Annotated in this window: 20 protein-coding genes; 11 read left to right on the forward strand and 9 right to left on the reverse strand. The window is 56.2% G+C overall.

Annotated features, from left to right (window positions below; all coding sequences use genetic code 11):
- Window positions 1–10 precede the first annotated feature (10 nt).
- Complete coding sequence (locus tag BMX55_RS01245) at window positions 11–1,171, reverse strand: imelysin family protein (protein WP_091453058.1); 1,161 nt, start codon at window positions 1,169–1,171, stop codon at window positions 11–13.
- 219 nt (window positions 1,172–1,390) lie between these two features.
- Here BMX55_RS01245 and BMX55_RS01250 point away from each other — a divergent pair, with 219 nt between their 5' ends.
- The 3 genes from BMX55_RS01250 to BMX55_RS01265 all read left to right on the forward strand — a co-directional run bounded on the left by BMX55_RS01250 (window position 1,391) and on the right by BMX55_RS01265 (window position 5,807).
- A complete protein-coding gene (locus BMX55_RS01250; protein WP_245751197.1) occupies window positions 1,391–3,550 on the forward strand; it encodes a TonB-dependent receptor in 2,160 nt (719 codons plus the stop codon).
- Window positions 3,551–3,831: 281 nt separating this feature from the next.
- On the forward strand, window positions 3,832–4,125 hold the full coding sequence (locus BMX55_RS01260) for a hypothetical protein (protein WP_091451532.1): 294 nt from the start codon (window positions 3,832–3,834) through the stop codon (window positions 4,123–4,125).
- Between the two features lie 17 nt (window positions 4,126–4,142).
- Window positions 4,143–5,807 (forward strand): PepSY-associated TM helix domain-containing protein, encoded by a 1,665-nt coding sequence (locus tag BMX55_RS01265; RefSeq protein ID WP_091453065.1) that lies wholly within the window; start codon window positions 4,143–4,145, stop codon window positions 5,805–5,807.
- Here the strand turns inward: BMX55_RS01265 and BMX55_RS01270 are convergent.
- The 4 genes from BMX55_RS01270 to msrA form a co-directional block, all read right to left on the reverse strand.
- On the reverse strand, window positions 5,779–7,869 hold the full coding sequence (locus tag BMX55_RS01270; protein WP_245751199.1) for a TonB-dependent receptor domain-containing protein: 2,091 nt from the start codon (window positions 7,867–7,869) through the stop codon (window positions 5,779–5,781). The genes BMX55_RS01265 and BMX55_RS01270 overlap by 29 nt on opposite strands.
- Before the next feature lie 140 nt (window positions 7,870–8,009).
- The gene (locus BMX55_RS01275; protein WP_091451538.1) at window positions 8,010–8,399 is read right to left on the reverse strand and encodes a hypothetical protein; all 390 of its coding nucleotides are present in this window, start codon (window positions 8,397–8,399) and stop codon (window positions 8,010–8,012) included.
- 1 nt (window position 8,400) lies between these two features.
- On the reverse strand, window positions 8,401–8,598 hold the full coding sequence (locus BMX55_RS01280) for a hypothetical protein (RefSeq protein WP_245751241.1): 198 nt from the start codon (window positions 8,596–8,598) through the stop codon (window positions 8,401–8,403).
- A 97-nt stretch (window positions 8,599–8,695) separates the two neighbouring features.
- A complete protein-coding gene (gene msrA, locus BMX55_RS01285; RefSeq protein WP_091451542.1) occupies window positions 8,696–9,232 on the reverse strand; it encodes a peptide-methionine (S)-S-oxide reductase MsrA in 537 nt (178 codons plus the stop codon).
- A gap of 86 nt (window positions 9,233–9,318) precedes the next feature.
- Between msrA and BMX55_RS01290 the strand changes: the two genes are divergently transcribed.
- From BMX55_RS01290 to BMX55_RS01300, 3 genes are all read left to right on the forward strand, one after another.
- Window positions 9,319–9,978 (forward strand): TetR/AcrR family transcriptional regulator, encoded by a 660-nt coding sequence (locus BMX55_RS01290; RefSeq protein WP_091451545.1) that lies wholly within the window; start codon window positions 9,319–9,321, stop codon window positions 9,976–9,978.
- A 64-nt stretch (window positions 9,979–10,042) separates the two neighbouring features.
- Complete coding sequence (locus BMX55_RS01295) at window positions 10,043–10,756, forward strand: protein-L-isoaspartate O-methyltransferase family protein (protein ID WP_091451548.1); 714 nt, start codon at window positions 10,043–10,045, stop codon at window positions 10,754–10,756.
- A 20-nt stretch (window positions 10,757–10,776) separates the two neighbouring features.
- Complete coding sequence (locus tag BMX55_RS01300) at window positions 10,777–12,105, forward strand: TolC family outer membrane protein (protein WP_091453071.1); 1,329 nt, start codon at window positions 10,777–10,779, stop codon at window positions 12,103–12,105.
- 14 nt (window positions 12,106–12,119) lie between these two features.
- Here BMX55_RS01300 and BMX55_RS01305 read toward each other — a convergent pair whose 3' ends face one another.
- The 3 genes from BMX55_RS01305 to BMX55_RS01315 all read right to left on the reverse strand — a co-directional run bounded on the left by BMX55_RS01305 (window position 12,120) and on the right by BMX55_RS01315 (window position 15,150).
- On the reverse strand, window positions 12,120–12,365 hold the full coding sequence (locus BMX55_RS01305; protein WP_091451551.1) for a hypothetical protein: 246 nt from the start codon (window positions 12,363–12,365) through the stop codon (window positions 12,120–12,122).
- Between the two features lie 85 nt (window positions 12,366–12,450).
- Window positions 12,451–13,746: a 3-deoxy-D-manno-octulosonic acid transferase gene (locus BMX55_RS01310; protein WP_091451555.1), complete on the reverse strand. Its 1,296-nt coding sequence runs from the start codon at window positions 13,744–13,746 to the stop codon at window positions 12,451–12,453.
- 15 nt (window positions 13,747–13,761) lie between these two features.
- Window positions 13,762–15,150 carry a phosphomannomutase/phosphoglucomutase gene (locus BMX55_RS01315; protein ID WP_091451557.1) on the reverse strand — a complete coding sequence of 463 codons (1,389 nt, stop codon included), beginning with the start codon at window positions 15,148–15,150 and terminating at the stop codon, window positions 13,762–13,764.
- 115 nt (window positions 15,151–15,265) lie between these two features.
- Here BMX55_RS01315 and BMX55_RS01320 point away from each other — a divergent pair, with 115 nt between their 5' ends.
- The 5 genes from BMX55_RS01320 to BMX55_RS01340 all read left to right on the forward strand — a co-directional run bounded on the left by BMX55_RS01320 (window position 15,266) and on the right by BMX55_RS01340 (window position 22,628).
- Complete coding sequence (locus BMX55_RS01320) at window positions 15,266–15,814, forward strand: methylated-DNA--[protein]-cysteine S-methyltransferase (RefSeq protein WP_091451560.1); 549 nt, start codon at window positions 15,266–15,268, stop codon at window positions 15,812–15,814.
- Between the two features lie 70 nt (window positions 15,815–15,884).
- Window positions 15,885–18,776: a sensor domain-containing protein gene (locus tag BMX55_RS01325; protein WP_245751201.1), complete on the forward strand. Its 2,892-nt coding sequence runs from the start codon at window positions 15,885–15,887 to the stop codon at window positions 18,774–18,776.
- A 69-nt stretch (window positions 18,777–18,845) separates the two neighbouring features.
- Window positions 18,846–21,410, forward strand: coding sequence for a chemotaxis protein CheW (locus BMX55_RS01330; RefSeq protein WP_245751203.1), 2,565 nt, complete (start codon window positions 18,846–18,848; stop codon window positions 21,408–21,410).
- Between the two features lie 68 nt (window positions 21,411–21,478).
- Window positions 21,479–22,357, forward strand: coding sequence for a DNA/RNA non-specific endonuclease (locus BMX55_RS01335; protein WP_091451570.1), 879 nt, complete (start codon window positions 21,479–21,481; stop codon window positions 22,355–22,357).
- A gap of 19 nt (window positions 22,358–22,376) precedes the next feature.
- Window positions 22,377–22,628 (forward strand): hypothetical protein, encoded by a 252-nt coding sequence (locus BMX55_RS01340; RefSeq protein ID WP_091451574.1) that lies wholly within the window; start codon window positions 22,377–22,379, stop codon window positions 22,626–22,628.
- Between the two features lie 97 nt (window positions 22,629–22,725).
- Here BMX55_RS01340 and BMX55_RS01345 read toward each other — a convergent pair whose 3' ends face one another.
- On the reverse strand, window positions 22,726–25,167 hold the full coding sequence (locus BMX55_RS01345) for a penicillin-binding protein 1A (protein ID WP_091451577.1): 2,442 nt from the start codon (window positions 25,165–25,167) through the stop codon (window positions 22,726–22,728).
- Window positions 25,168–25,169 lie beyond the last annotated feature (2 nt).

Raw genomic sequence — 25,169 nt, forward strand, 5'->3', positions numbered from 1 at the left:
CTCCTAGCGTTTATGGCTGAACCAGCGTCAGCTTGGAAATACCCACGGCATTGGCTGTGGTGACGAGCAACTTGGATTGCTCTACCAAGCTGTTGATGGTGGCTTGCACCCGTTGGCGGCCCGCTGCATTGTCATCGCCGATGATTTCTCGATCAAAAGGGGCTTGAATGGCTTGCGCTGCCTTCACAGATTGATCAATTTGTTGCTGGGTCTTGTCTGCCAGTGCAGGGTTTTTGGCAGCTACCAATGCGTGCAGGCCGGGGCCTTGCAGATGTGTGCCATCACGACGTTGGTACTGACCCTGCCAGACATTACGGATACCAATCGCATTGGTGACAATATCGCGGTGGGTATTGTCAGAGAAGCAAGAATGCTCGTCTTCTTGGTCTTGCGAGTTCAATGCCACTTCCATGCGCTCTCCGGCCAGCTCGCCACGCGAGAGCGAGCCTAAACCGACAATGATTTTTCGCACCGACTCCTTGCCACCTTTCTCAAATTGGGCACGGTAGTTTTGTTGATTTGGTTGCCAAGACTTGACCAAAAAAGACAAGTCATCCACCAGCAACTGCGTAGCTACGGTCAGAAATTGGCGGCGGCGGTCGGCATGGGCTTTTTTTCCATCGACAAAGTCTTCGAAGGAGCGCTCCCCAGGGCCAGTATCGCTGCGGTCTTGGCCCCATAGCAAAAATTCGATGGCATGCCATCCGGCACTGATGTTTTCCTCACCCCCGCGCTCATTGAATTTGCGCAGATTGGCTTTGCTGATCTTGAACTTTGGGTTGTTGACCAGCCCGCTGCTGGCCTTGCCCTCCACATAGTCCACATACGCTTCGTCTAGTGGCCAAGCATTGATCCGTCCTTCGGGGCCACGATCATTATCAATGGGGCCTGCATAAAAGCGAAATGCCTCCGTCTGACCATAGAACTCGCGTGCTGCAAGCCATGCCTTGCGCGCTTTGTCCAGATGCTCTGCCGACGGTGTGGCTACCAGCGCCGTGATGTTCGCTTGCAGGTCTTTAGCTGCCGCCAAGGTGTCACTGTAGTTGGCATGGACAAGCGTTGCATAGTGTTTTGCCACATCGGCGTGGCTCACTACATCAGCAGACGCTGCAACGGGCATGGCAATGGCAAATGTCAGGATGGCAGAAGAAATGGCAGATTGAACGCGCATGGGCAGGTGCTCCAAGTGGATGGTTGGCCGGTTTTTTTCGGTGCGGCTTGCATGTAAATGCAAATCATTATCGATACTATACAATGACGCCGCTTGTTGATGAGCTTTCTCGTCAATTATTGCGAATGATTATTATTTACAATCACATCCAAAACATGCGGATGCTCCCCCCCCACAAGCCAGCCTGTGCCAGCCAGTGTGAATCTGAAAGGAAAAAACATGATGCTGCGAATGACGCCCATAGCGCTGGCTTTGAGTACCACGGTGCTGCCACTGTGGGCAGGGGCCGAAATCACTTCTATTGAAGAATCTCGCAGTGAGTTGACTTTGCCGACCGTCAAGGTCATGGCTAACACAGAGTCACCATTGGATGTACCTCTTCGGCATGCCGGCGGCCAAGTGGCCAAAGGTGCCCGCCTTGGTGCGCTTGGCAACCAGTCGGTGATGGAGACACCATTCAGCGTGACCAGCTATACCGCTGAGTTGATCCAAGATCAGCAGGCCCGGACACTGGCCGATGTACTGGTCAACGACCCTTCGGTGCGCTTTACCACCTCTAACGGGCATGCCTACGAAAATTTCCGTGTACGGGGCTTTGATGTCCATTCCTCAGATCTGGCGATTGATGGGATGTTTGGGTTGGCACCTCTAGGACATACGCCAATCGAATTTGTGGAACGGGCTGAAGTGCTCAAGGGGCCGAGTGCGGTGTTTGGTGGCATGGCCCCCAGTGGTGGGGTGGGCGGCGTGATCAACTTGGTGCCCAAGCGGGCAGGCAAGGAGCCATTGACGCAAGTATCGGTTGGGTATCAGTCAGAGTCGCAATTGGGTGCCAGCCTCGATATTGGTCGCCGCTTTGGTGAGCATCAGGAGTGGGGCTTGCGCGTGAATGGTGCCTACAGTGATGGGGATACCGAATTAAATGGACAGTCTAAAAAGCGCCAATTCATCTCTACTGCACTGGACTATCGCACCAGCGCCTTGACGGCCTCGTTGGATGCTTACCACAGCAAGGAATCCTTCAACGGTGGCACACCAGCGATGTTTTGGTTTGCCAGCGCCAGCATTCCCAAAGCCCCTGACCCGCGTATCAATCAATTTAGCACCGCGTATGGTGAGTTGCAGAGCAATGCGGCAATAGCGCGGGCCGAATACGCGTTCAATCAGCATTGGTCGGCCTTCGCTGGTGTGGGTGTCTTAAACCATGAGTATTCTGGCTTTCTCAGTGGTACACATGCGCGCCAAATCCAGGCCAACGGTAACTACTCAGCGTTCACAGTGGGTCAGCGGGGCTATACCGACAGTGTGGCCGCCGAGGCAGGTTTGCGGGCGCGCTTTAACACCGGCAGCGTGGCCCACGAACTGGTACTGCATGCATCCAATTTGGAGCAGGAGAATGGTTCGGCCTCCAATACCAAGCCGTTCTCTTCGAACATTTACAGCCCGGTGGCCCCAGTAATGGCTGTGCTGCCCATTCTGGCACCGCAAACCAGCCGATCAACACTGTCTAGCCTCGCCTTGATGGACACACTATCGTTCATGGACGACAACGTGCGCCTGACATGGGGGTTGCGCCAACAAAGTATCGAAACCAGCAATTACAACAGCACTGGGGCTGTGACAGCGGTATACGACAAGAGCGTGGTTACGCCTGCCGCTGCGGTGGTTATCAAACCTTGGGGGGCTGCGCTTTCTTTGTACGCCAACTATGTGCAGGGTTTGAGCAAGGGGGACAGCGTCACTGATGTTAAGGCCACTAACTACCAGCAGGTGTTTGCGCCCTACAAAACAGAGCAGAAGGAGCTGGGCGTCAAGTGGGAGGTTGGCACTTTTACCAACACAGCCAGTCTGTTTGAGATCAGTAAGCCGACCTTGGTTCTCATAGGCAGCAATACCAACCCCACCTATAGCGATGAGGGCGAAAAGCGCATCCGTGGCCTAGAGTGGAATACCTTTGGCGAAGTGACACGCCATGTTCGTTTGCTTGGTGGTGCTACCTATACCCAAGGTGTACAGACAAAGACCGCCTATAACCAAAATAATGGCAAGGTGGCTATTGGAGCGCCACGTTGGCAGGGCAACATCGGTGCAGAGTGGGATGCCCCTGGGACATCTGGCCTGACGCTCAGTGGCCGCGTCATTGCCACCAGCAGCCAGTATTTGGATTCAGCTAATACCCAGCCTATTGCCGGTTGGGGGCAGTTGGACATTGGTGCGCGCTACACCACCCGTTTAGACGGTCATAAGCTGGTGTGGCGTCTGAGTGTGACTAACTTGTTGAATCGACACTACTACGCGGGCAGTTTCAGCGACAGCACACCCATTGCCACGCTAGGCCCGGCACGTACAGCCATGCTTTCTGCCACCGTAGACTTCTGACACGCGCATGAATATGTTTGTCTTGTGCGGTCTGCTCGCCTTGCTGGCAGGCAGCGTCTGCATTTATCTCGCATCGGCCCACCAACGCTGGCTTAACAAAGCCTTGCCAACAGGGCCAGCTTGCATATCGGGTGGTGTACTGCTGTTACTGGGTTGGCTAGCCTTGGGCCAAAGTATGCAGACGGTGGCTGCGAGTTTCGTTTTTGTCACTGCACTGATGCTGTTGTGGGTCGTTTTTCCTTATGTGGGCGCATTGGTCGTCCTCTGGCAGAGGTAGTGACATGGCAACTGGCAAAAAACCCCCACTAATTCAGCGTGACTGGGCCTCCAAGACGCTGGCTGGAGTCTTGCTGGGATTTACCTTGGCTATCGCGTGTAGTGGCCTATTTTCTCATCTCAATGCAGATATGGCGCTTGCGGTAAGGGCACAACTGGCAATGTGGATGGTGGCCCCAATTTGGCTTGGCACATTAAGTGTCTGCTATTTTTTCCGTAGTGGTTGGCTAGCTTGGCTTTGGCTTGGTGGGGTCAACCTGCTAGCTCTTGCTGCACTGACCATGTTGCGCCTGTTCTGATGGCAAAGGTACTAATCATGCGAGCTGACATCATCCGTATTTACAAGTCGGTCCACACTTGGACAGGCATCCTGACGGGGATGGCTTTGTTCATTGCTTTTTATGCAGGCGCATTGACCATTTTTAAGGAGCCATTAGAACGTTGGGCGTCAGCCCCTGTGGCCCCTATCACTGTCCCTGTAGGCAACGCACAGGCGTTGATTTTGCAAACCCTGCGCTCAAACCCCGAAGCTGCCAAAGATTTCACGATTTACCTGCGAGATGCTGAACACATACCTGCCCGGATGGGTTGGCACGTGCGCAGTTCTGATGCTGATGACCACGATGAATCCGCAGTCAGGCACTATGTGGCAACGTGGGATGCACAAGGCGTGGCCCAAGTACAGCAGTCACAGCCCTCACCACTGGCAGCGTTCATTGATGTGCTTCACCGTGTGGTGGGCTTACCAGTGGACAACGATCCAAACCGCTGGATCATGGGAGTCATTGCCTCACTCTACACGCTGGCGCTGGTCTCTGGAGTTATCGTGCTTCTCCCATCGCTGGTGAAAGACTTTTTTGCTTTGCGGGTGGGGAAGAACCTCAAGCGCATGTGGCTGGATGCACACAACGTGGTTGGCATCATCAGCCTGCCGTTCCATGTGGTCATGGCTTTGACCGCAGCAGTATTTGCCTTTCACGATGGTATTTACTTTTTGCAGGACAAAATGCTGCACGAAGATAAGCTGACCAGCGCCTTTCGGATGCCTACTTCTGCCCCAGAGACAGCGCCTGTACGCGACCCGGCTAGTTTATTGACACCCCTAGAGCTGGTGGCCCGTGTGCATGCGCTTTCACCTGGCTTTGTACCCAGTATGCTGCAATACCAGCAGGTGATGGGGCCGCGTGCGGTTGTACGGGTGTGGGGCAAGAACACGGCGGCAGTGTCACCTCGGGCGCGAGGCGGCTTTGTTGCGGTCGATCCTTACAGTGGCAAGCTAATAAGCAGCGACTTTCTGCCTGGACACCAGAGTACCCCTAATTTGTGGGTCAGCAGCTTTTTTGCACTGCATATGGCCGCCTTTGGTGACACCATAGTGCAATGGATGTACTTTCTGCTTGGTTTGGCAGGGGCTTGGTTGTTCTACAGCGGCAACCTGCTTTGGATAGAGAGTCGCCGTCGCAGGGCACCCAAACAGGGCCATGAACGGCCTGTGCAACGCTTGGACGTCCGGCTCATGGCTGCCGCCACGGTTGGTGTCTGTCTGGGATGTGTGTGTGGTGTTTCTTTGACGATAGTGGGTGGTAAGTGGCTGCACGGCTACGTGGGCCATTTGCACGCTTGGCATCAGGCGCTTTATTACACAGCATTCTTTGCCAGTATTGCCTGGGCTTTTCTGCGTGGTGGCGCGCAGGCGGCAGTGCATTTGCTGTGGGTGGCTGCTGCCTTGACCTTGGCAATTCCGGTAACCACGCTATTGGCTTGGAGCATCCCTTCTCTGGGTTGGTGGGCACACACTTCAGTGGCTGCTTTGGGTGTTGACGTTACAGCCTTTGTGGGTGCTTTGGTTTTTGCAGGGTTAGCATGGGTGACGTCGCGCCGTGTGCAGCACGGCGCCTCTGACAGTGTCTGGTCAGCACATGGGGCCACGGCCCCATGTGCCCTGTCTTCCCTTAAAAATCCATGCGTACCCCTATCGTGATGTTGCGCCCTGTCAAGGGCGCAGCATCCTTGATGAAAGAGGTATGGGCATAGGCCAAACGATTATTGAGGTTGTTGGCGCGCAGATAAATCTGCCAAGGCTGGCCGCTGCCGGTACGGGCATGGTAAGAAACCCCCATGTGCAACATGCCATAGCCCGGCGTTTCGGTTTCAAACGCCGCAATGCGCGTTTGCCGCGCCACTTGCACCCATTCGGCGTAGCTTTGCCAAGCCTGCCATTGGCCGTTGAGCCGCAGTCCCAGACGTGCAGCCGGGGTGCGTGGCAGTTTTTCACCACCATCAAGCAGTGCCCGCACGATGTCACCAAACACCGTCAAGCCCCAGTGCTGGTTAAAACGCTGTTGTAGGCGTCCTTCCAGCCCAGTAAAGGTGGCATCTTGTTGGCTGTATTGCAGCAATTGCAGGCCATCGAGCGCATCTACCGTGCGACCGTGAATGTAGTTATGCACCCGGTTATGAAAAACGCTGACCTCAAACGTGGTGTCACCCGCCGTTTTACGCAGACCCAAGTCGATGTTTTGGGCAGTTTCCTTGCGCAAGGCAGCATTGCCCAGCTCATAGGTACTGGTAGCCAAGTGCAGGCCACGTGCATACAGTTCTTCTGCGGTGGGCAGCCGATTGGCGTGTGTCCATGAAGCCGTCAGTTGGTAACCGGGTACCACCTTCCAAACGGCACCCAACGAGGCGGAGGTGCCGTTGTGTGATGCTTTGGTGCTGCTGTCGCTGGCCAATATCGTCTGCTGTTCGTGGCGCAGTGCGGCTTCAAAGCGCCAGTCGTTCCAGCGGTAGCTCTCTAGCAAGAACAGGCCCTGATTGCGGGTGTCGGTAGGCTCGATATAGGCGTCTGCGCCCACCGCCTCAAAGCGCCGTTGTGACATCTGTAGCCCCAACACCCCCTGCCAGCCTGCCACAGGCAGGTGTTGTAACTCGATGCGCGCGTCATGGGCTTTATTACGGAAGGTGGTGGCAATCGTGCCGTCTTCTATCTCATGGTGGCGGTAATCGGTTTTGCCAGCGCGCAGCCGCAATACGCTAAAGCCCGGCAGAGGGTTGCGCAATTCACCGCGCAAATCGACCCGTTCGCTGCGTAAATCGACGACTGGCACGCCCTCTGCCTCATCGTGTCCGTGATCGTCATGATGGGCATCATCTTCTATGGCTGGGCTGTGGCTGCCGCAGTGCAGATGCAGGCCATGGGTATGGCAACCCTCATAACTGTGGTTGTGGCCTGGCAAGCCATAGTTTGCATTTTGGCGTGTGTAGGCCAGCCCTAAATAACCACGCTCTCCTACCCAAGACAAGCCTAGGCTGGCGCTGTTGGTGTCGTTAAAGCTGCCTTGCACCTTGCTTCCAGACGGCCAGCCCCGCCCGACACGGTAGTCATCGGCTTGCCCTTTGCTGCCTTCGACATGGATGGCGATGTTGCCAGCACCACCGGTTAAGGCAAAAGCACCGGCCTGTTCATGGGCCGCGCTATTAGCGCGCAATTCGGCGCTGCCCTCGTAGCCTTTGCTGGGTATGGCTGTGGGCACCTTGCCATCAAGCACATTGACCACGCCCCCCATCGCCCCACCGCCGTGGATCAAGGCCGATGGCCCGCGCAACACTTCGATTTGTGTCGCCAGCAAGGGATCGGCCACGACGGCATGGTCTGGGCTGATGGTGGAGGCATCGTGGATAGGCGCTCCATCGGAGAGCAACCGCACACGCGGGCCATCCATACCCCGGATGATGGGGCGGCTGGCCCCAGCACCAAAATGGCTGGAGTGGATGCCCGGTTCACCATTGAGTGTTTCGCCCAAATTGGACTGACGCCGCTGGATCAGCTCGTTGCCCTCTAACACGCTGACGGGCACCGTCATGTCGCTGCTGCTTTGTTGCAATCCGCTGGCCGAAACGGTCACATCGGGCAATGCCGCCGCCGCAAGGTGGCCCTCTTGGGCTTGGGCTGTGCCTGTAGCAATACACAGCAGTGCCACAGCACAAGCCAGTGGTTGCAATTGCATGGGTGGGGTAAACCGAAAAGAAATAACAGAAGACATAAAAAAAGAAGAAACGGGCGCGCAGACGCGAGACTCCGCTGTGAAGGGGAGTGTCTTGGCATCTAGAACGCAAAAAACAGGAAAACAAGCACAGACAGCAAGCACGTGCTTGCCATCAGCTAAAAGGAAGAAATTGGCAGTCAGCCCAACCAGAAGGGCGGTGGTGCGCGGGCTTGGAATGCCGCAACGCGGACGGCCCCTGAGTGCCCGTAACATTGGGCTGGGGCAGGCGTTGCAGGTGCCTGTGAGGGCAGTGTGGGCAGGTGCGTGCTTGGATCTGCCCAAGTCCACTGGTCGAGCAACAAACAGTCTGCCGCACTGTGTGTGCCAAACAGCCGTGGCAGGCCCCTGTCATCGCCACTGCGGTGTTGCTGCACATGCAGCGCAGCAGGAAGGGGGATGACACCATGCCCACCATGCAAGACGCGGTGCATCTGGCCCAGAGCGGGGGCCAATGCCAGCAGCAACCCACAGACCCACCACAACACAGTGGTAGTCAGTGGTGGATGCTTGCGGGCTTGCAAACGCATGTTAGTGGGCGTGCTTCATGCCGCAATACTTACCAATAGCCAAACTTTTGCAGGCGGTTTGCAATTCTTTTAGGCACTGCTCGGCATCTTTGCTGGAGGCTAGGCACTGCGCCATGGCCGTATGTGCCGCTGCCATCGCACGGTGGCGCTCAATATCGGCCTGTTTTTCTTGCTCCGAATGCGTCTGTGCCTGCACCATCGCTGCAGGGGTACACAAAAGCACGCAGAAACAACGAAGCCAAAAATTGCGCATAACCAAATCTTTCATCAACATCAGTCAAGTGGCGCCATTGCATTCAGGGCTGCAATAACGCTGCAAAGCGCTGGCGAAACTTAGCCAGTTTAGGCGTGATGACAGCAGCGCAATAACCTTGCTCCGGATGGCGCGCATAGTATTGCTGGTGGTAAGCCTCGGCAGGCCAAAAGCTATCTAGCGGGGCTACTTCAGTCACGATAGGTGCATCCCACAGCTTTTGGGCGGTAAGGTCTGCCAACAGTGCTTTAGCCACTAGTTCTTGTTCTGGGTGGTGCCAATAGATGCCACTACGGTACTGCGTGCCCACATCGTGGCCTTGGCGATTGAGGGTGGTGGGATCGTGGGTAGCTAAGAAAACTTCCAAAATCTGGCGCAGGTCAATCATCTCCGGATCGAAAGCCAGTTGTACCACCTCGGCGTGGCCTGTGGTGCCATCGCATACTTGTTCGTAGCTGGGGTGGCTGGTATGGCCATTGGCATAGCCGCTTTGCACCGCACTGATGCCGCGCAATCGGGTAAAAACGGCTTCGGTACACCAAAAGCAGCCGCCAGCCAAAGTGATGTGTTGCAGGGTCATGGCTCGATTGTCGATGGAATTGGATTGACGCCTATTCTGCCGGTGATTACATTACTAACCAGACAGTCATTAAAAGCCCTTACCGCGTGCCATTTCTTCCTTCTGATTCTTTGCCCTTGAACACAGCACGGGTGCGGGTGCGCCGCAAGCAAGCGCGCCCCGCTGAACTGCTAGAGGCTGCGCTAGACTTGTTTATAGCCAAAGGCTATGCCGCCACCAAGGTAGAAGCTGTGGCCGCACGCGCCGGGGTATCCAAGGGCACGCTGTTTTTGTATTTCCCCAGCAAGGCCGATCTGTTCAATGCAGTGGTGCGGGAGAACATTGGTATCCGCTTTCAGCAATGGAACCAAGAGTTTGAGACCTTTCAGGGTAGCACGGCTGAGATGCTGCGCTATTCTTATTGCTCGTGGTGGGAGCACATTGGCTCTACCAGAGCCTCTGGTATCACTAAGCTGATGCTATGTGAGGCCAGTAACTTTCCTGAGATTGCCCAGTTTTATCAGCAAGAAGTCAGTGAGCCGGGCCATGCCCTGATGCGTCGCATTTTGCAACGTGGTATGGACAGTGGCGAATTTCGACCCGTCGATCTCGATCATGCCGTCTATGCTGTTATTTCACCGTTCCTGTTTTTGACCCTGTCCCAACATGCCAGCCTAGCTTGCATACCCGCTTCCTTGACGGTATCACCGCAGTTGTACCTAGAAAATCAGGTCAATATGCTGCTGCACGGCTTGCTGGCGTCCTAAACGAGGCAGGCCATTCTAAAATCACAGGCTTGACCCTGAACTGCCCTTGCGGAGATTTTTTGCCATGAACATGCCCCTGAACACGTCTTCCATCCACACCAATGACCCGATTGAGCAAGCCCGCTACAACATGGTCGAGCAGCAAATCAGGCCGTGGAATGTGTATGACGCCGACGTGCTGGAGCTGCTGCACAGCCTGCGCCGTGAAGATTTTGCCCCACTGGCCTATCGCAATCTGGCGTTCATGGACATGGAAATCCCGTTGCACGGCACCCCAGAAGAAGGCATTCGCACAGGCCAGTGCATGTTGGCCCCCAAGATTGAGGCCCGTTTGCTCAATGACTTGCAAGTGCGCAAACACGAAAAAGTGCTAGAGATTGGTGCGGGTTCCGGCTATATGGCCGCTTTGCTGGCCCGTTGCTCGGCCCAAGTGCTGGCGCTAGACATTGAACCCAGTTTGGTTGAAAAAGCCCGTGCCAATTTGCAACGTGCTGGCATCAGCAATGCCACTGTGCGCCAAGGTGATGGTTCGCGCGACGCTTTGCCCGAAGGCCCGTTTGATGTGATCGTGCTCAGTGGCTCGGTGTCTGAGGTGCCGCAAGACCTGCTGGCCAAACTCAATGATGGTGGCCGTTTGGCCGCCATCGTGGGCGATTTCCCGGTTATGCGCATGACCATCGTGCAGCGCAAAGGCCCGCGCTTTGAGACCACCCAGCCTTGGGATACCACCTCACCCCGTTTGCAGGGCTTTAGCCAGCCCTCCACCTTCAAGTTCTAAGCCAACGTTCTGCCATGCCCATGTCCTGTAGTAGGTTCCTTCCCTTAACGCTGGCCCTTGCAGCAGCTTTATCCGCTCCTGCACAGGCCCAAAGCCTGATGGCGCTGGTGGAATCTGCACGCCAGTACGATGCCCCGTGGCAAGCGGCGCAAGCACAGCTGCACGCCGCACAGGGGCGCGCCGATCAGGCCCGCGCCGGACTGTTGCCCAGCGTGGCCTTGTCTGCTGGGCTATCGCGGGCCGAGACCGAGATCATGGGCAATGGCCGCCGCGATTTGGGCCTGACCACGCAGACGGTGGGTGTAAATGCCTCCCAACCCCTGTACCGTCCGGCTAACCGTATCACCTTAGAGCAGGGGCGTCGGGGTGTCGATGCCGCCCAAGCCCAGTTGGATGCGGTAGCGCAAGATTTGCTGGTGCGCGTGAGCCAAGGCTATTTTGATGTGCTGGCAGCCCAAGATACCCTGACCTTTGTGCAAGCGCAAAAAGCAGCGGTGTCGGAGCAATTAGCTGCTGCCAAACGCAATTTTGAGGTAGGCACTTCCACCATCACCGATTCGCGCGAGGCCCAAGCCCGCTACGATTTGGTGGTGGCCCAAGAGATTGCCGCAGAAAACGACCTGCGCGTTAAAAACATGGCGCTAGACCAACTGGTCGGCCAAACCAACACCAAACCTTTGCCTTTGGCCCAGCCGCCGGTGTTGCCCCAGCTAGAGCCGGACAGCCCCCTGCCTTGGATAGAAAAAGCCGAGGCACAACAGCCCTTGGTGCGTCAGGCGTTGATTGCATTGGATGTGGCCCAGCTCGAAACCCGCAAGGCCGAAACCGGGCATTTGCCCACATTAGATGCGCAAGCCGGGTACAACGTGCAGCGCACGCCCAATGGCACCACCGCGACCCCCGGAGTTTCTACACGTACCAACAGCGCCAGTATCGGACTGGCACTGAATGTGCCGCTGTTTGCGGGTTTTTCGGTACAAAATCGCATCAAAGAAACGCTGGCGCTGGAAGACAAAGCCCGTGCTGACCTCGACAACCTGCGCCGCAGCGCAGTACAAAGCACCCGCGCTGCCTTTTATGGTGTCCAATCTGGGTTGGGGCAGGTCAAGGCCCTAGAAGCCGCCGAAGCCTCTAGCCAAAGCGCCCTAGAGGCTAACCAACTGGGTTACCAAGTGGGGGTACGTATCAACATTGATGTGCTCAATGCCCAAAGCCAGCTCTACCAGACCAAGCGTGATCTGGCCGTGGCCCGTTACAGCGTGCTGATGGGCACGCTCAAACTGCGCCAAGCCAGTGGCAGCTTAGACATCTCCGATATCGAAGCCGTCAATAGCATGTTGGCCCGCTGACGCTCAGAAGAAGATCAAAAGAAATCGTCTTTCGCTAATTTACGCAGGTGCGGAAAGACCTCGAAGTGGTCTTCAGACAGCTGGTGCAAGGCCATAAAAATCTCTGGCGGAAACCCCTTGCGCCCGCCATCACGGGTGTCATAGATCAGGTTATCTACGTAATTGACAAACTCTGGGTGGCCCCAGAACAGCTCCAGTCGATCCCCAATATGAGGAAAGGCACTATGGATGGTGTTGAAATGGATGTTTTTTTTTAGCATGGCGCGGCATCATCAGATAAATACAACTGATTTGCAGTAGCAAATGGTAACTGGCGAAGGGTTTTTCTCGAAAAAATGATGTCGATCAAGCTATTGCCAGTAGCAAAGATGCTACTGCTGCCGCCGTAGCCTGTGCTGCTCCTTGGTGGGCTTGCCCTAGGGTAGCCGCTGCAGTTTGGGCTTGAGCTAGTGCGCTAGGGTCTTGCACCCAAGCCGTGGCTAATGCAATGGCTTGGGGCATATCTTGCGCCAAGCGTGCCACACCACATTCTAGAGTCAGGGCAGCCGCCTCTGCAAAATTGAAGGTGTGTGGCCCTTGGATGACAGGGCAGCTACAAGCTGCCGCTTCAATCAAATTTTGTCCGCCCAAGGGGGCAAAGCTGCCACCCAGTAGGGCCACGGTAGCCAAACTATAGTACAGCGCCATTTCTCCCATCGAGTCTCCCAGCCAAACCTCTGCGGGCGTTGGAGAGTCTGTCCATTGGCTGCGCCTTGATACTTGCAATCCGGCCTGCTCTAATAAAGTGGCTACTGTGTCAAACCGCTGTGGGTGGCGTGGCACGATCAGCCATTGCATGGTATGGCTTAGACGGTGCAACTCGATTTGTTCCTTGACCGCTTGCAGCCACAACGCTTCCTCGCCTTCGCGGCTGCTGGCCAACAGCAAGACGGGTTTGGCGCTTGCACTGCGCCAAAGTCGGCCTTGGGCGATTTGCTGCGCGTCAGGCACGGCATCAAATTTGAGATTACCAAAAACCCCTTGTACCGGCGCGCCGAGTGCGCGCAGGCGCTGTGCATCGTGCTCGGTTTGGGCATACACCGCCGTGAGCGCGGCATAAGCAGGTTTAGCCAGCCAGCCTAGGCGCAGGGCTTGTTTGTACGATTTTTCATTGAGCCGAGCATTGGCTAATACCAACGGGGTGCCACGCTGGTGGCAGGCGGCAATCAGGTTGGGCCAGACTTCGGTTTCCATCAAAATGCCAATGGCGGGCCGAAAGTGCTGCAAAAAGCGCCGCACGGCCCCTAGGCTATCCCAAGGCAGCCAAACTTGCCGATCACCAGCGCGCAACATTTTTTGCCCTTCGGCACGGCCTGTAGCGGTGCTGTGCGTCAGTAGCAGGCGCATGCCCGGCCATTGCTGGCGCAAGGCTGTGAGCAAAATAGCGGCGGCTCTGGTCTCACCCAAAGAGACAGCGTGGATCCAAACCCAGCCGGTCTTGCTTGTCTCGCTGGCTTCGTGGGCAGGGTAGCGTCCAAAGCGCTCTTCTACCGCCATGCCATAACCGGGTTCGAGCACGGCCCGTCGGCGCAGCTTGCGCCGCAGCAGCGGTTGGGCCAGAGAGATCAGGATGGAGTACAGGCCACGGGCCAAAGTGGGCATCCGGCAATACCCCGATCAGTGTGCTGCGTCACCCACTTGGGCTTCGGGCTTGACGCGCCGCAGTAAACCCAACATGGTGGCCTCAATGCGTTGCAAGGCTTCAGGGGTTTGGCCTTCAAAGCGCAACACCAGCACCGGCGTGGTGTTACTGGCGCGGATCAGGCCAAAACCATCGGGCCAATCCACGCGCAAGCCGTCAATCGTGCTGACCTGCGCTGGTGCCGCAAAGGTTTCTGCTGCCAGCGTCTGCAATTCGGCGCTCAGGCGGTGTGGCTCGCCCTCAGCGCAGGCCACATTCAATTCTGGGGTGGAGTAGCTGCTGGGCAGGGCATTGAGCACGGCACTGGGGTCAGGGTGGCGGCTCACAATTTCTAGCAGGCGGCAACCGGCGTAGGTGCCATCGTCAAAGCCGAACCAGCGCTCTTTAAAGAAGATATGGCCGCTCATCTCGCCACCCAGCGGTGCGTTAAGCTGCTTCATTTGCGCCTTGATGAGCGAATGGCCGGTTTTGTACATCACCGGCACGCCACCGGCTGCCGTGATAGCGGGTGCCAAGCGCTGCGTACACTTCACATCAAACACAATAGGCCCGCCCGGCACACGGGCCAGCACATCTTGGGCAAACAGCATCATCTGGCGATCAGGGAAGATGTTTTGTCCGTCTTTGGTCACAATGCCCAAGCGGTCGCCATCACCATCAAAGGCCAAGCCCAATTCGGCATCGCTGGCTTGCAGGGCGGCTATCAGATCGCGCAGGTTTTCTGGCTTGCTGGGGTCGGGGTGGTGGTTCGGAAAATTGCCATCCACCTCAGAGAACAGCTCAATCACCTCGCAACCCAGCGCCCGAAAGATTGCTGGCGCTGAAGCACCGGCAATCCCATTGCCGCAGTCCACCACGATTTTCATTGGGCGGGCCAATGTCACATCACTGGTAATGCGCGCGCGGTAGGCGGGTAAGACATCGGCTTGGCGCACGCTGCCACCGGGGGCCAGTTGCCAGCTTTCTTCTTCCATCGTGCGGCGCAGGGCTTGGATTTCATCGCCATAAATGGCCCTACCTGCCAGCACCATTTTGAAACCGTTGTAGTCTTTCGGATTGTGGCTGCCCGTGACTTGAATACCCGATTGGCACAAGGTATGGGCAGCAAAATACAACAGGGGCGTAGTCACGAGGCCAACATCAATCACCTCGATACCCACATCCACCAAACCTGCGATCAGTGCCGCAGCCAGTGCTGGGCCAGACAGGCGGCCATCGCGCCCTACGGCCACTGTGGTTTGGCCGATGGCACGGGCAGCGCTGCCAAAGGCACGGCCCAATCCCCGTGCTACCTCCTCATTCAATGTAGCGGGTACGATGCCACGAACGTCATAGGCTTTGAAGATAGCGGGAGAGGGCTGCACGGGGTTGCGCTTTCAGGAAAAAGAAAAGAAAAAACCGGCGGCATTGTAGGTGCAGCACTGCACCAGTAGCATCAGCCGTTATAACTTGCGCTATCCAGTCTACTGTAGGGAATATATGTTGTTTCATCCAGCTACCGTTCAGCAGCACGCCAATAGCCCGTGGGGTGCAATTGCTTTAGCGGCCTCACCCTTGGGGCTGTGTGGTGTGTGGTTTCAGGGGCAGCGTCACGAGCCAGCAGATTTACTGTATGGGCCTGATGCTTGGCCTCATGCCTCCCAGCACCCACTGTTGGGCCGGGCTTTGGAACAGTTACAGGCGTACTGGAGTGGTCAATCCACTGGCTTTGATCTGCCGCTGGCCAATTCCAGTGGCACGCCTTTTCAGCAGGCCGTGTGGCAAGAACTGCGCCAGATAGGATACGGGCATACTTGCAGTTATGCTGATGTGGCCCAGCGGTTGCACAAGCCTAGTGCGGTGCGTGCCGTGGCGGCGGCCATTGCCCGCAACCCTATCAGCCTGATCGTTCCTTGCCATAGGGTGTTAGGGCGCAATGGTCACCTAACAGGCTATGCTGGGGGCCTTGAACGCAAGGCTGCTTTGTTAGAGCTAGAAAGCACTCAAAAGCAGTCGGGCGTGTCAACCGGGTTAACCCCGTCACCTTGACAGCACACAGGTGGCCTCAGCGCAACGATACTCCACGCCGACACAGAGGAATCGGAAAAAAATGAACGCGATGGATCCGCTCCAGGCCTTGCGCCAGCGTGAGCAAGAACTGCTAACCACCCTAGAAGCTACTGGCGGTGGACGCTGGGCGTGGGATTTGCGCAACCACCAGCTCTCTTTTTATGGCGATTTTTACTGTCCTTATGGTCTGCTCGAATTACCGCATCGCCAACGCACAGCGTATTGGCGCAGCTTGCAACACCCAGACGATGTAGCTATTACTACAGAGCAACTGCGTCCGGTGCTCAGTGGTAAGACCAAACGCTACGAGGTGGAATTTCGGGTGCGCAATAGTGCAGGTTGCTGGCGCTGGGTGTTGGTGCGGGGGCGTACCACGGCACAAGAAGGCGATGGCCGGGCTTTGCGCATTGTGGGTGTCATTGTGGACATCACAGAACGCCGCGCTACAGAAGAAGCACTGCGCGCCTCTGAAGCCAAATACAACACTATCTTTCATGCCCTGCCTAATCCCGCAGGCATAACACGCATGGCCGATGGTGTTTTTCTGGAGGTCAACCCGGCGTTTTGTGACCTATTAGGCTTGACCCGTGAGGCCGTGGTGGGCCGCACCTCGCAAGAGCTGCGTATTTGGGCCAGTGCTGATGAGTCCTCTAATCTCATGCAGGTCTATCAACGCGAGGGTAAAGTCAATAAATTACCGATGCTTGCGCAACGGCGTGATGGTGGCTTGGTGCACGGACTGATGTCTGCCTATCCAGTACCCATCGCTGACGAAGAATGCTTTGTTTTTGTTTTTCATGACATAACCCGCGAGCAGCGCATCTACAACGAATTGCAAGCGAGCAACAGCCTGCTACAACAAGCAGGGCGTTTGGCGCGCCTAGGCGTCTGGGAAGATCTACCAGGGCGGGGGCCAGTGTATTGGTCAGATGTTTGCTACGAAATCCACGGTTTGCCGCCGGGCAGCCCGTTGCCGAGGGACTATGTGCAGCGCCACGTGGCACCAGCTTGGCACGACACCTTTCGCAACGCCTTGCGCCAGTGTATTCGCCAGCGCGTGGAGTGGAATGTAGAAATTGAGATCGTCCGCGCCGATGGCCGTTTGGTGTGGATGCGGGCGCTGGGCGAGCCGGTGGTTGAGCACGGTCGTGTGGTGCGTATTCGTGGCGTGATGCAAGATATCGATGCCTCCAAACGCGCCCAAGCCCAAGTCCGCGAACGCGAAGCCCTGCTCTCGCTCACTTTGGCTGCTGCGTCTTTAGGGCGTTGGGACTGGGATTTGCAAACTGGCCTCATCCAAGGCGATGTGTGCTGGTTGGCAATGCGTGGCTTTCATGCTGACGATCAAGATGCCAGCGGGCCGGTGCCGTGGCAGCATTGCGCGCTGGCGGAAGATATCCCCAAAATTGCCCGCGAAATCGATCACCATACCCGCCATTCCGTGACCCATTTTGATGCCACTTGGCGCATACCCCAGCATGGTGGCGGCGTGCGCTGGATTCGCAATCTAGGTAAAACGGTGGCCCATGATGCAATGGGTACCCCAACGCGCATGTTGGGTGTCTCGATGGATGTCACGCACCAGCACGAACATCAAGAGCAACTGCACCGGCTGGCCCACCACGATTCTTTAACCGGATTGCCCAACCGCGTGCTGTTGGCCCGCTGCCTCGCTCAAGCGATGGAGCAAGCGCGCACCTTGGGCACGCTGCTGGGCGTGGCCTACTTGGATTTAGATGGCTTTAAGCCAGTCAATGATGAGCACGGCCATGAGGCTGGAGACCACTTGCTGGTGGTGGCGGCCAACCGCCTAACCCGCTCCCTGCGAGCCACCGATTGTGTTGCCCGGTTGGGCGGCGACGAGTTTGTCATCTTGTTGCCCGGTCTGCACAGCTACACTGACTGCGAGCAAACCCTGCGCCACGTCATGGAAGGCTTGGCTGCACCTTACAGCCTAGGCAATGAGTCGGTAACGGTCACGGCCAGTATTGGTTACACCTTGTACCCCCAAGACGATGCCGATGCCGACACCTTGTTGCGCCACGCCGATCAGGCCATGTACCATGCCAAACGTGCTGGGCGCAACCGCTTCTTTCAGTTTGATGCTGCCTCTGAACGTGAGGCACAACAAGTGCTGGCGCATACTGCTTTGTTGCATCTGGCCTTAACGCAAAATCAGTTTGAACTCTACCTACAACCCAAGGTAGATATGCGTTTAGGTACCGTCATCGGGGCCGAAGCCTTGGTGCGCTGGAATCATCCAGACAAAGGTTTGCTGTTTCCGGGTAGTTTTTTGCCGCAAATGCATGGCACCGCGCTAGAAAGCATTTTTGGCGCTTGGGTGGTAGACACAGCGCTGGACATGGTCATGGTGTTGCACAACCGGGGGTTGGTGGTGCCCATCAGCGTGAACATTGCGGCACCGCATTTACAACAGGCCAATTTTGCCGATTGGCTGGCCCAGCGCATGGCCTGTCACCCACAACTGCCACGAGGCAGCCTGCGCATTGAAATCACCGAAACCGCTGCTCTTTATAACCTTGAACCCGTAGCCCATACCCTGCTACGCTTGCGTGATATGGGGGTATCCACAGCCTTAGATGATTTTGGTACCGGCTACTCCTCCCTGACCTACTTGCGTCGCCTGCCACTAGAGACGATCAAAATCGACCAAAGTTTTGTGCGTGGTATGCAAGACGATGCGGGTGATCTAGCCATTGTGCAAGGGGTGATTGGACTGGCCCGTTCGTTTGACTACCGTGTCATTGCCGAAGGGGTGGAAACCGTGGCCCAAGGTAGCATGTTGCTGCAAATGGGCTGTGATTTGGCCCAAGGTTACTGCATTGCACGACCCATGCCACTGGAAGATTTTGTCCATTGGATGGAGCACTGGCAGGCACCATTGCCTTGGCAACAAGCCACGGCAGCCCTGAGCAGCTGAACGAGTGGCCCGGCTTTTGCATTCGTTAGGATAAGGGTGGTTGCCGCCCTGTTCAGAAAGGAGTTGGCCATGTCATCAAGCGTCACGGTTCACACCGATACTTTTATCCCTTTCATGCGCGATGTTGCCCGCTGTGAAAACGCCCTGCGTGAGCTCAATTTGATGTGGCGCTTGATTGAGGCTTCGGCCAAGATGAACTGCCCCGAAGAGGCTCGCAGCCTGTTGCCAATGATGAGCGCCACCCGAGAAGGCTTCCAGCGCTTGGAGAGTGAATTGGTGATGTCGCTGGTGCAGGAGTCGATTGGTGAGGTCATGGCTGAGCTTGGCACCAGCGCCCGCCATGTGATTGATATTGTGGTGCGCAACCTATATGAACGCACGGCCGATGTCGGATTTTTAGCCACAGACCAAACTTTGTGCCGCTTTGTGGCTGGGATCGATACTGACGCAGAGGCTGTGTTGGAGCGTTTGCGAGAGTACCGCAACAAGTACACGGTCTATGACGAGATTTTGTTGCTCGACGCCCAAGGAACCGTACTGGTTCACACAGACGCTGATTCCCCTATCGAAGGTAGCCACGATCCTTTGATTGAACAAACGCTAAAAAGTCGGGGCTATGTTGAAACCTTTCGTGCCAGCAACCTGCGGCCGGGCAAGACCCACGCGCTGCTCTATTCGCATCGTCTGTTAGACCCGCGCAGCGGCGAGCCGGTAGGCGTTTTATGCCTGAGCTTTGCTTTTGGTAGTGAAATGGAAGGGATTTTCCAGGCCCACCAAGACCAAGAGCGCCGCAGCATTGCCTTGCTGCTAGATGGTCAACGGCGGGTCATTGCTAGCAGTGATCCTTTGTGGTTGCCTATAGGCGCTCCGGTTCCTGTGAACCATCATGGGGCGCCAGAACCAATGGTGTGCGGTGGCCGCACTTATTTGGTGCAAACGGTACCTAGCAGGGGTTACCAAGGCTATCCTGGCCCTCAAGGCTGGACAGGACAAGTCATGGTGCCCATTGAGCTAGCTTTTGTGGCCCAACAAAGACAAACCATTGACCGCCTAGAGCCTACCGTCGCTTTGGGCTTGCTGGCCCATGCACAAACTTTCTGTCCGCCATTGAACGAAATTGTGATGGCGGCACAGACTATCCGCCGCGTCGTTTGGAACGGGCAGGTCATGACGGCCACCGAACGTGGCAGCGAGCAAAAACTCAAGGCAGTGCTAGAGCAAATTGGCCAAACCGGCGCACGTACCAATGAAGTCTTCAACCAGTCAATCAGAGACCTGTATGGCACGGTATTAGGCTCGCGCACCCGCGACAGCGAATTGTTGACGCGGCTTTTGGTGGATTTGCTTGACCGTAATTTGTATGAGCGTGCCAATGATTGTCGTTGGTGGGCCCAAACCCCAGAACTGGGTGTTTTTCTATCGGATCCCCAGCCTGACGCAGCAGCATTGGCTCGCATCACTGCGGTGCTGGAACGCATCAATGCCCTTTATACCGTGTATGCGCGTTTGGTGGTCTATGACCGGCAAGGGCAGATTTTGGCGGCCAGCCATGCCCGCCTGAACGATGGCAGCAGTGTGTTGGACTTACAGATAGATGCTCAAACACTCACCGACGTGTTGGCACTCTCAAGCACCCAAGCCTACCATGTCGTACCTTGGCATGAGTCTGCATTGTGTGACGGGCAGTCCACCTATATTTACCATGCCGCCATCCGCACTTCCGGCTCTCATCCGACAGCCGTCGGGGGCATTGGTATCGTGTTTAACGCACCGCAAGAATTTCAGGCCATGCTCTCTGATAGCACCAGAGAAAAGCCTGGTGTGCAAACAGCGTTTTTAAACCGCCACGGGCTAGTGCTGGCGAGCACCCATGCAGATTATCCGTCGGGCAGCAACTTGGTATTGCCACCTGAGCTACTGCAATTGAAGGGAGGCCAGAGCTTGTCACAAGTGATGGTGTTGGATGGTCACTATTGCATTGTTGGTTGTGCAGCATCTTCTGGCTACCGAGAATTTAAGCGCAGTGACGGCTACCGCGACGATGTGCTGGCAGTCTCGTTTGAGCCTTTGGGAGCTGTGCAGGGGAGTGCCTTGGAGGCTGTGCGTCGGCAGCGTGCCGCCCTGCTGACGGAAGTTCCTGTGAGTGACGGACGAGAGATGGCCACTTTTTTTGTCGGCCCTTCTTTGCTGGCGCTGGATGCTCACAACGTACTCGAAGCCTTGCCTGCCAGTGCCATTGCACCAGTGTCGGCAGGACGGCGACCCTACTGTGTCGGTACCCTAGCGCGTAAGGCCCAAGGCAGCATATCCAGCTATGTCTGGGTTTTTGATCTAGGGCATTTGTTGTCGGGGCAACCCTCTGTTTGGACGCAGGACAGCCAAGTCATTGTGTTAGAGCATGGCCAACAATGTGTTGGATTGTTGGTGAGCGATTTGCATGGGGTGGGCACGTTTTCCCAGCAGCGCATTGTCAAGGCCCCCACGTTGTCAGGCAATGCAGGTAAATTGATTACACATTTGGTCAAAGTGCATCCGGGGCAGATGTTGATCCAATGTGTAGATGTTGGCCAGTTGTTGGCGCTGATCTATCGGCATCCGGTTACAGGCGGCATCACAGAGACTTTGGCAGCCTAGTTGAGGCCAGTTTAGTAGAAAAAGCCCCCATTGCTGCACGCAGATAGGCACAATGGCGGGTTATGTCTATGTCGATTTCTCATGCTGGCGGTTTGGCGCTGGCCTTGTGGGTTTTGGCGGTGCCGGTGTCGGTTGCTGCTACAGCTTGTCCGCAACATTTTGTGGCTGGACAGCCACCAACCATCACCGAAGCTAAGCTCAAACCGCGCACTCAAGAAGTGTGTTTTGTAGCCTATGCCGTGTTGCATTCGGGGGTGAGCCGTACGCCTTTGTATGCTGCAGAGCACTTACAACGCGACAATCTGGTGCTAGCTAAAAAACTCTCGCGCAAAGATTCTTTCCATGCTGAGACCGCTTTGCCCGCCTCTGATCGTGCTGAACTGGACGATTACCAGCGCAGTGGTTACGACCGGGGCCACTTAGCCCCCAATGCCGATATGCCCACCCGTGAGGCACAACGAGAGTCTTTTTCTTTGGCTAATATGGTGCCACAAATTCATGCCAACAATGCTGGTGTTTGGGCAGGGATTGAAGCAGCAGCGCGCAGTTTAGCCATGGAAGAAGGCGAAGTGTATGTGGTCAGTGGGCCAGTTTTTGTGGGTAGCAATATCAAAAAGGTGGGCAATGTGTTGGTACCAACCCATTTATGGAAAGCTATTTACAGCCCTAAACAGCAACGTGCTGGTGCTTACCTTATCACCAACGATGAAGCCAAAGACTACGCCGCCATGAGTATCGTTGATCTAGAAAAAATGGTCGGTTTGAACGTATGGCCTAGCCTACCCCTCAAGATACGCGAGGCAGGTATGACCTTGCCAAAACCACAGTCGCAACGTGGTGGTGGCGAAAGAAACAAAAATCAAAATCAGCCAGCACCTGAGGAGTTCCAGTTGAAAGACTTTGCTCGCGGTGTGATTGATTTGATTCAGCGTGCTATGCAAAAGTGATTTTTGAGGAGCTTTTCTGATGCAGCATTTCAAGCCTTACGAAAATGAGAGCGAAGTAATTCGTATTGGTAATTTAGAGGTTGAAAATCGAGTAGATCGGGTAGTATTGATGGGTGATCTGGTTTTGACCAAGGACAAGGCTGGTTTGGAGTTGGCAAAAGAGTTGCAAATTTTGGCGGCTCGGGTGGTTAAAGTTCTAGAAAAACAAAAAAAGTTACCAGATACTGTACAAGTTAAGCCACCGGTAGTGGTTGAGAACCCGTTTATCTGATTATTTTATATTTGGCTTTGCTGTTTCTATTTTTAATAAATTCATGTAAGTTACTTTCAAAGATGTAGGGCAAGGGGTTGTTGAATGGAAGCGCTAGTCAGGGGCTATTTTCCCCAGAAACCGGCCCCTCGAAGGGGGCCTCTGGAACCACACGCTCCCAGACTTGATCGGGTGCCGAGGACTCGCCTGAGGCAGGCATTTCCGGACGTGGTGGCAAGTCAGGGGACGGCACCACCACGCCAGGAAAGACAGGCACAGGAGGGGGAACTGCCGACTCGGTAATTTCGGGCGCAGACGGTACCGACTCAGGGGGCAGTGGGGCCGGTTTACGGGGCAGTGTGGGTGCTGTCTCGGTTACAGGTGCTTTAGCCCACCACTCTTGCAGCCAGTCATGCAGGCGCTCTTTGAAATCTGACCACCAGCGCGAGCGCGGTGTATTGACAAAACGCACACGGCCATCAATTTGCTTGCTGCGCAGCGCTTGTTGGAAAACCTCACCCACGATGGGCAGCGCACTGCGCGCGCCTTGGCCCCAATGGTCGCTGCGCAGGGTAATGCGGCTATCGTTAAAGCCCGCCCAAGCTCCAGCCACCAATTGCGGGTGCATCAGAATAAACCAGCCATCTGCGTTGTCTTGGGTGGTGCCAGTTTTACCGGCCACGTCGGCCTCAATACCGTACCGGCTGCGGATGGCGCGACCTGTACCTTGATCAATCACACCGCGCAAAGCGTCGCGCAGGTCTTCAGCCACTGGCACGGGCATCACTTTTTGCGGGCGCACCACAGAAAATTCTTGTAATACTTGGCCTCGGCGGTTTTCGATGCGTGTGACCCACACCGGCTCCACATAACGGCCTGTATTGGCAATGGTGCCATAGGCAGCCACCATTTCTTTGAGCGTGACGGGGCTGGTGCCCAGCGCCAGCGCGGGCACAGGATCGAGTTTGCTCTCGCGCACGCCCATCGCACGGGCCAGTTGCACCACTTTGTCTGCCCCCACCTGTTGCATCAGTTGGGCGGTGATGGTGTTTTTCGATTGTGCCAAGGCGGTGCGCAGGCTCATGGCTTGGCCGCTGGGCGGCCCACCATCGCTAGGACGCCAAACTTCACCGCCGGGCAGTTTGATTTCTACTGCTTGATCCATCAGCGTATCGGTGGGGTGCATCCCCTGCTGAAAGGCGGCTCCATAGACAAAGGGCTTGAAGGTAGAGCCGGGCTGGCGGCGCGCCTGCTGCACGTGGTCAAACGCATCTTGGGCAAAATCTCGGCTGCCTACCCAAGCACGGATAGCCCCAGTTTCGGGTTCCAAGGCCAAGAAGCCCGCCTGCACCCGCACTTTGTTTTGGCGCAAGGTGCGTAAGAAGGAGGTGTCGGCCAGCAATGTTTTGGCGGCCTCGTCGGGGGTTTGGCCTTTAGCCACAGCCGCACGGAACTCAGGCGACTCACGCACCAAGGCTTCTACCAAGGGATTGCGTGGATTCCAGCCATTGCGCTGGTTCCAAGCGCCATCGGCCACCGCCTGCAACTGGCGGCCTTGGCGTGCCACGGCTTGATTAGCCAAGGCTTGCAAACGGGAGTCGATGGTGGTGTGAATCACCAGTCCCTCGGTATAGAGGTTGTAGCCGTTGCGGTCAGCCCACGCAATCAGCCATTTGCGCAGTTGTTGGGCAAAATGGGGGGCGGGGCCTTGCGGCTCAGTTTGGCGCTCAAAATCAATGCGCAGTGGGCGTTTTTTCAGGGCTTCAAACTGGGCCGGTGTGAGTTTGTCGCGCTTGACCATCTGCGCCAGCACGGTGTTGCGCCGGTTTTGCGCCCGCTCAGGATTGAGCACTGGGTTGTAATAGCTGGTGCCCTTGAGCATGCCGATCAGGGTGGCGCTTTGCAGCACCGTGAGTTTGTCAGCCGAGGTATCAAAATAGGTGCGCGCCGCCATCTCAATACCATAGGCGTTGTACAAAAATGGTACGGTATTGAGATACGTCTCTAGGATTTCTTCCTTGGAGTAGAGCATCTCAATTTTGAAGGCGGTAATGGCCTCCTTGAGCTTGCGCGTAAGCGTGGGGGCACGGCCAATTTCTTCCGGAAAGCGATTGCGCGCCAATTGCTGGGTGATGGTAGAGCCGCCTTGGCGATCCCCCGAAAAAGTAGCCAGTGCGGCCCCCACCAGCCGCCGGGCATCCATACCCCAGTGCTGATAAAAACGGTGGTCTTCGGTGGCAATGAGGGCATCGACGACCGCAGGGGAAATGCTTTTGAGCGGTACCCATTCACGGTGCGCCCATTTGTATTCGGCTAAGAGTTTGCCATCACGCGAGAGCACCTGCGCCGGTTGTTCAGTTTTGGCCTTGCGGATATCGCTGATGGCCGGGGTAAACGGAATCAGCAACAGGGTATAAAGCAACAGCAGCAGCGGGCCTGCGGCCAACGCGGCCCACAGGGTACGACGATTGGGGCGGCGCACATGCGCTACCAGTGTCTGGCGCAACAGCACGCCCACGGCCAGCAGGCGCGTCTGAGCAGAAAGCAAAACCGGGGGCATCC

The organism is Giesbergeria anulus, assembly GCF_900111115.1.
GTDB lineage: Bacteria > Pseudomonadota > Gammaproteobacteria > Burkholderiales > Burkholderiaceae_C > Simplicispira > Simplicispira anulus.

Bases quoted from the DNA above. Each gene is read 5' to 3' on its own strand.
- BMX55_RS01245 (WP_091453058.1), bottom strand. From the start codon at position 1,171: ATGCGCGTTCAATCTGCCATTTCTTCTGCCATCCTGACATTTGCCATT.
- BMX55_RS01250 (WP_245751197.1), top strand. From the start codon at position 1,391: ATGATGCTGCGAATGACGCCCATAGCGCTGGCTTTGAGTACCACGGTG.
- BMX55_RS01260 (WP_091451532.1), top strand. From the start codon at position 3,832: ATGGCAACTGGCAAAAAACCCCCACTAATTCAGCGTGACTGGGCCTCC.
- BMX55_RS01265 (WP_091453065.1), top strand. From the start codon at position 4,143: ATGCGAGCTGACATCATCCGTATTTACAAGTCGGTCCACACTTGGACA.
- BMX55_RS01270 (WP_245751199.1), bottom strand. From the start codon at position 7,869: ATGTCTTCTGTTATTTCTTTTCGGTTTACCCCACCCATGCAATTGCAA.
- BMX55_RS01275 (WP_091451538.1), bottom strand. From the start codon at position 8,399: ATGCGTTTGCAAGCCCGCAAGCATCCACCACTGACTACCACTGTGTTG.
- BMX55_RS01280 (WP_245751241.1), bottom strand. From the start codon at position 8,598: ATGGTGCAGGCACAGACGCATTCGGAGCAAGAAAAACAGGCCGATATT.
- msrA (WP_091451542.1), bottom strand. From the start codon at position 9,232: ATGACCCTGCAACACATCACTTTGGCTGGCGGCTGCTTTTGGTGTACC.
- BMX55_RS01295 (WP_091451548.1), top strand. From the start codon at position 10,043: ATGAACATGCCCCTGAACACGTCTTCCATCCACACCAATGACCCGATT.
- BMX55_RS01300 (WP_091453071.1), top strand. From the start codon at position 10,777: ATGTCCTGTAGTAGGTTCCTTCCCTTAACGCTGGCCCTTGCAGCAGCT.
- BMX55_RS01305 (WP_091451551.1), bottom strand. From the start codon at position 12,365: ATGCTAAAAAAAAACATCCATTTCAACACCATCCATAGTGCCTTTCCT.
- BMX55_RS01310 (WP_091451555.1), bottom strand. From the start codon at position 13,746: ATGCCCACTTTGGCCCGTGGCCTGTACTCCATCCTGATCTCTCTGGCC.
- BMX55_RS01320 (WP_091451560.1), top strand. From the start codon at position 15,266: ATGTTGTTTCATCCAGCTACCGTTCAGCAGCACGCCAATAGCCCGTGG.
- BMX55_RS01325 (WP_245751201.1), top strand. From the start codon at position 15,885: ATGGATCCGCTCCAGGCCTTGCGCCAGCGTGAGCAAGAACTGCTAACC.
- BMX55_RS01330 (WP_245751203.1), top strand. From the start codon at position 18,846: ATGTCATCAAGCGTCACGGTTCACACCGATACTTTTATCCCTTTCATG.
- BMX55_RS01335 (WP_091451570.1), top strand. From the start codon at position 21,479: ATGTCGATTTCTCATGCTGGCGGTTTGGCGCTGGCCTTGTGGGTTTTG.
- BMX55_RS01340 (WP_091451574.1), top strand. From the start codon at position 22,377: ATGCAGCATTTCAAGCCTTACGAAAATGAGAGCGAAGTAATTCGTATT.
- BMX55_RS01345 (WP_091451577.1), bottom strand. From the start codon at position 25,167: ATGCCCCCGGTTTTGCTTTCTGCTCAGACGCGCCTGCTGGCCGTGGGC.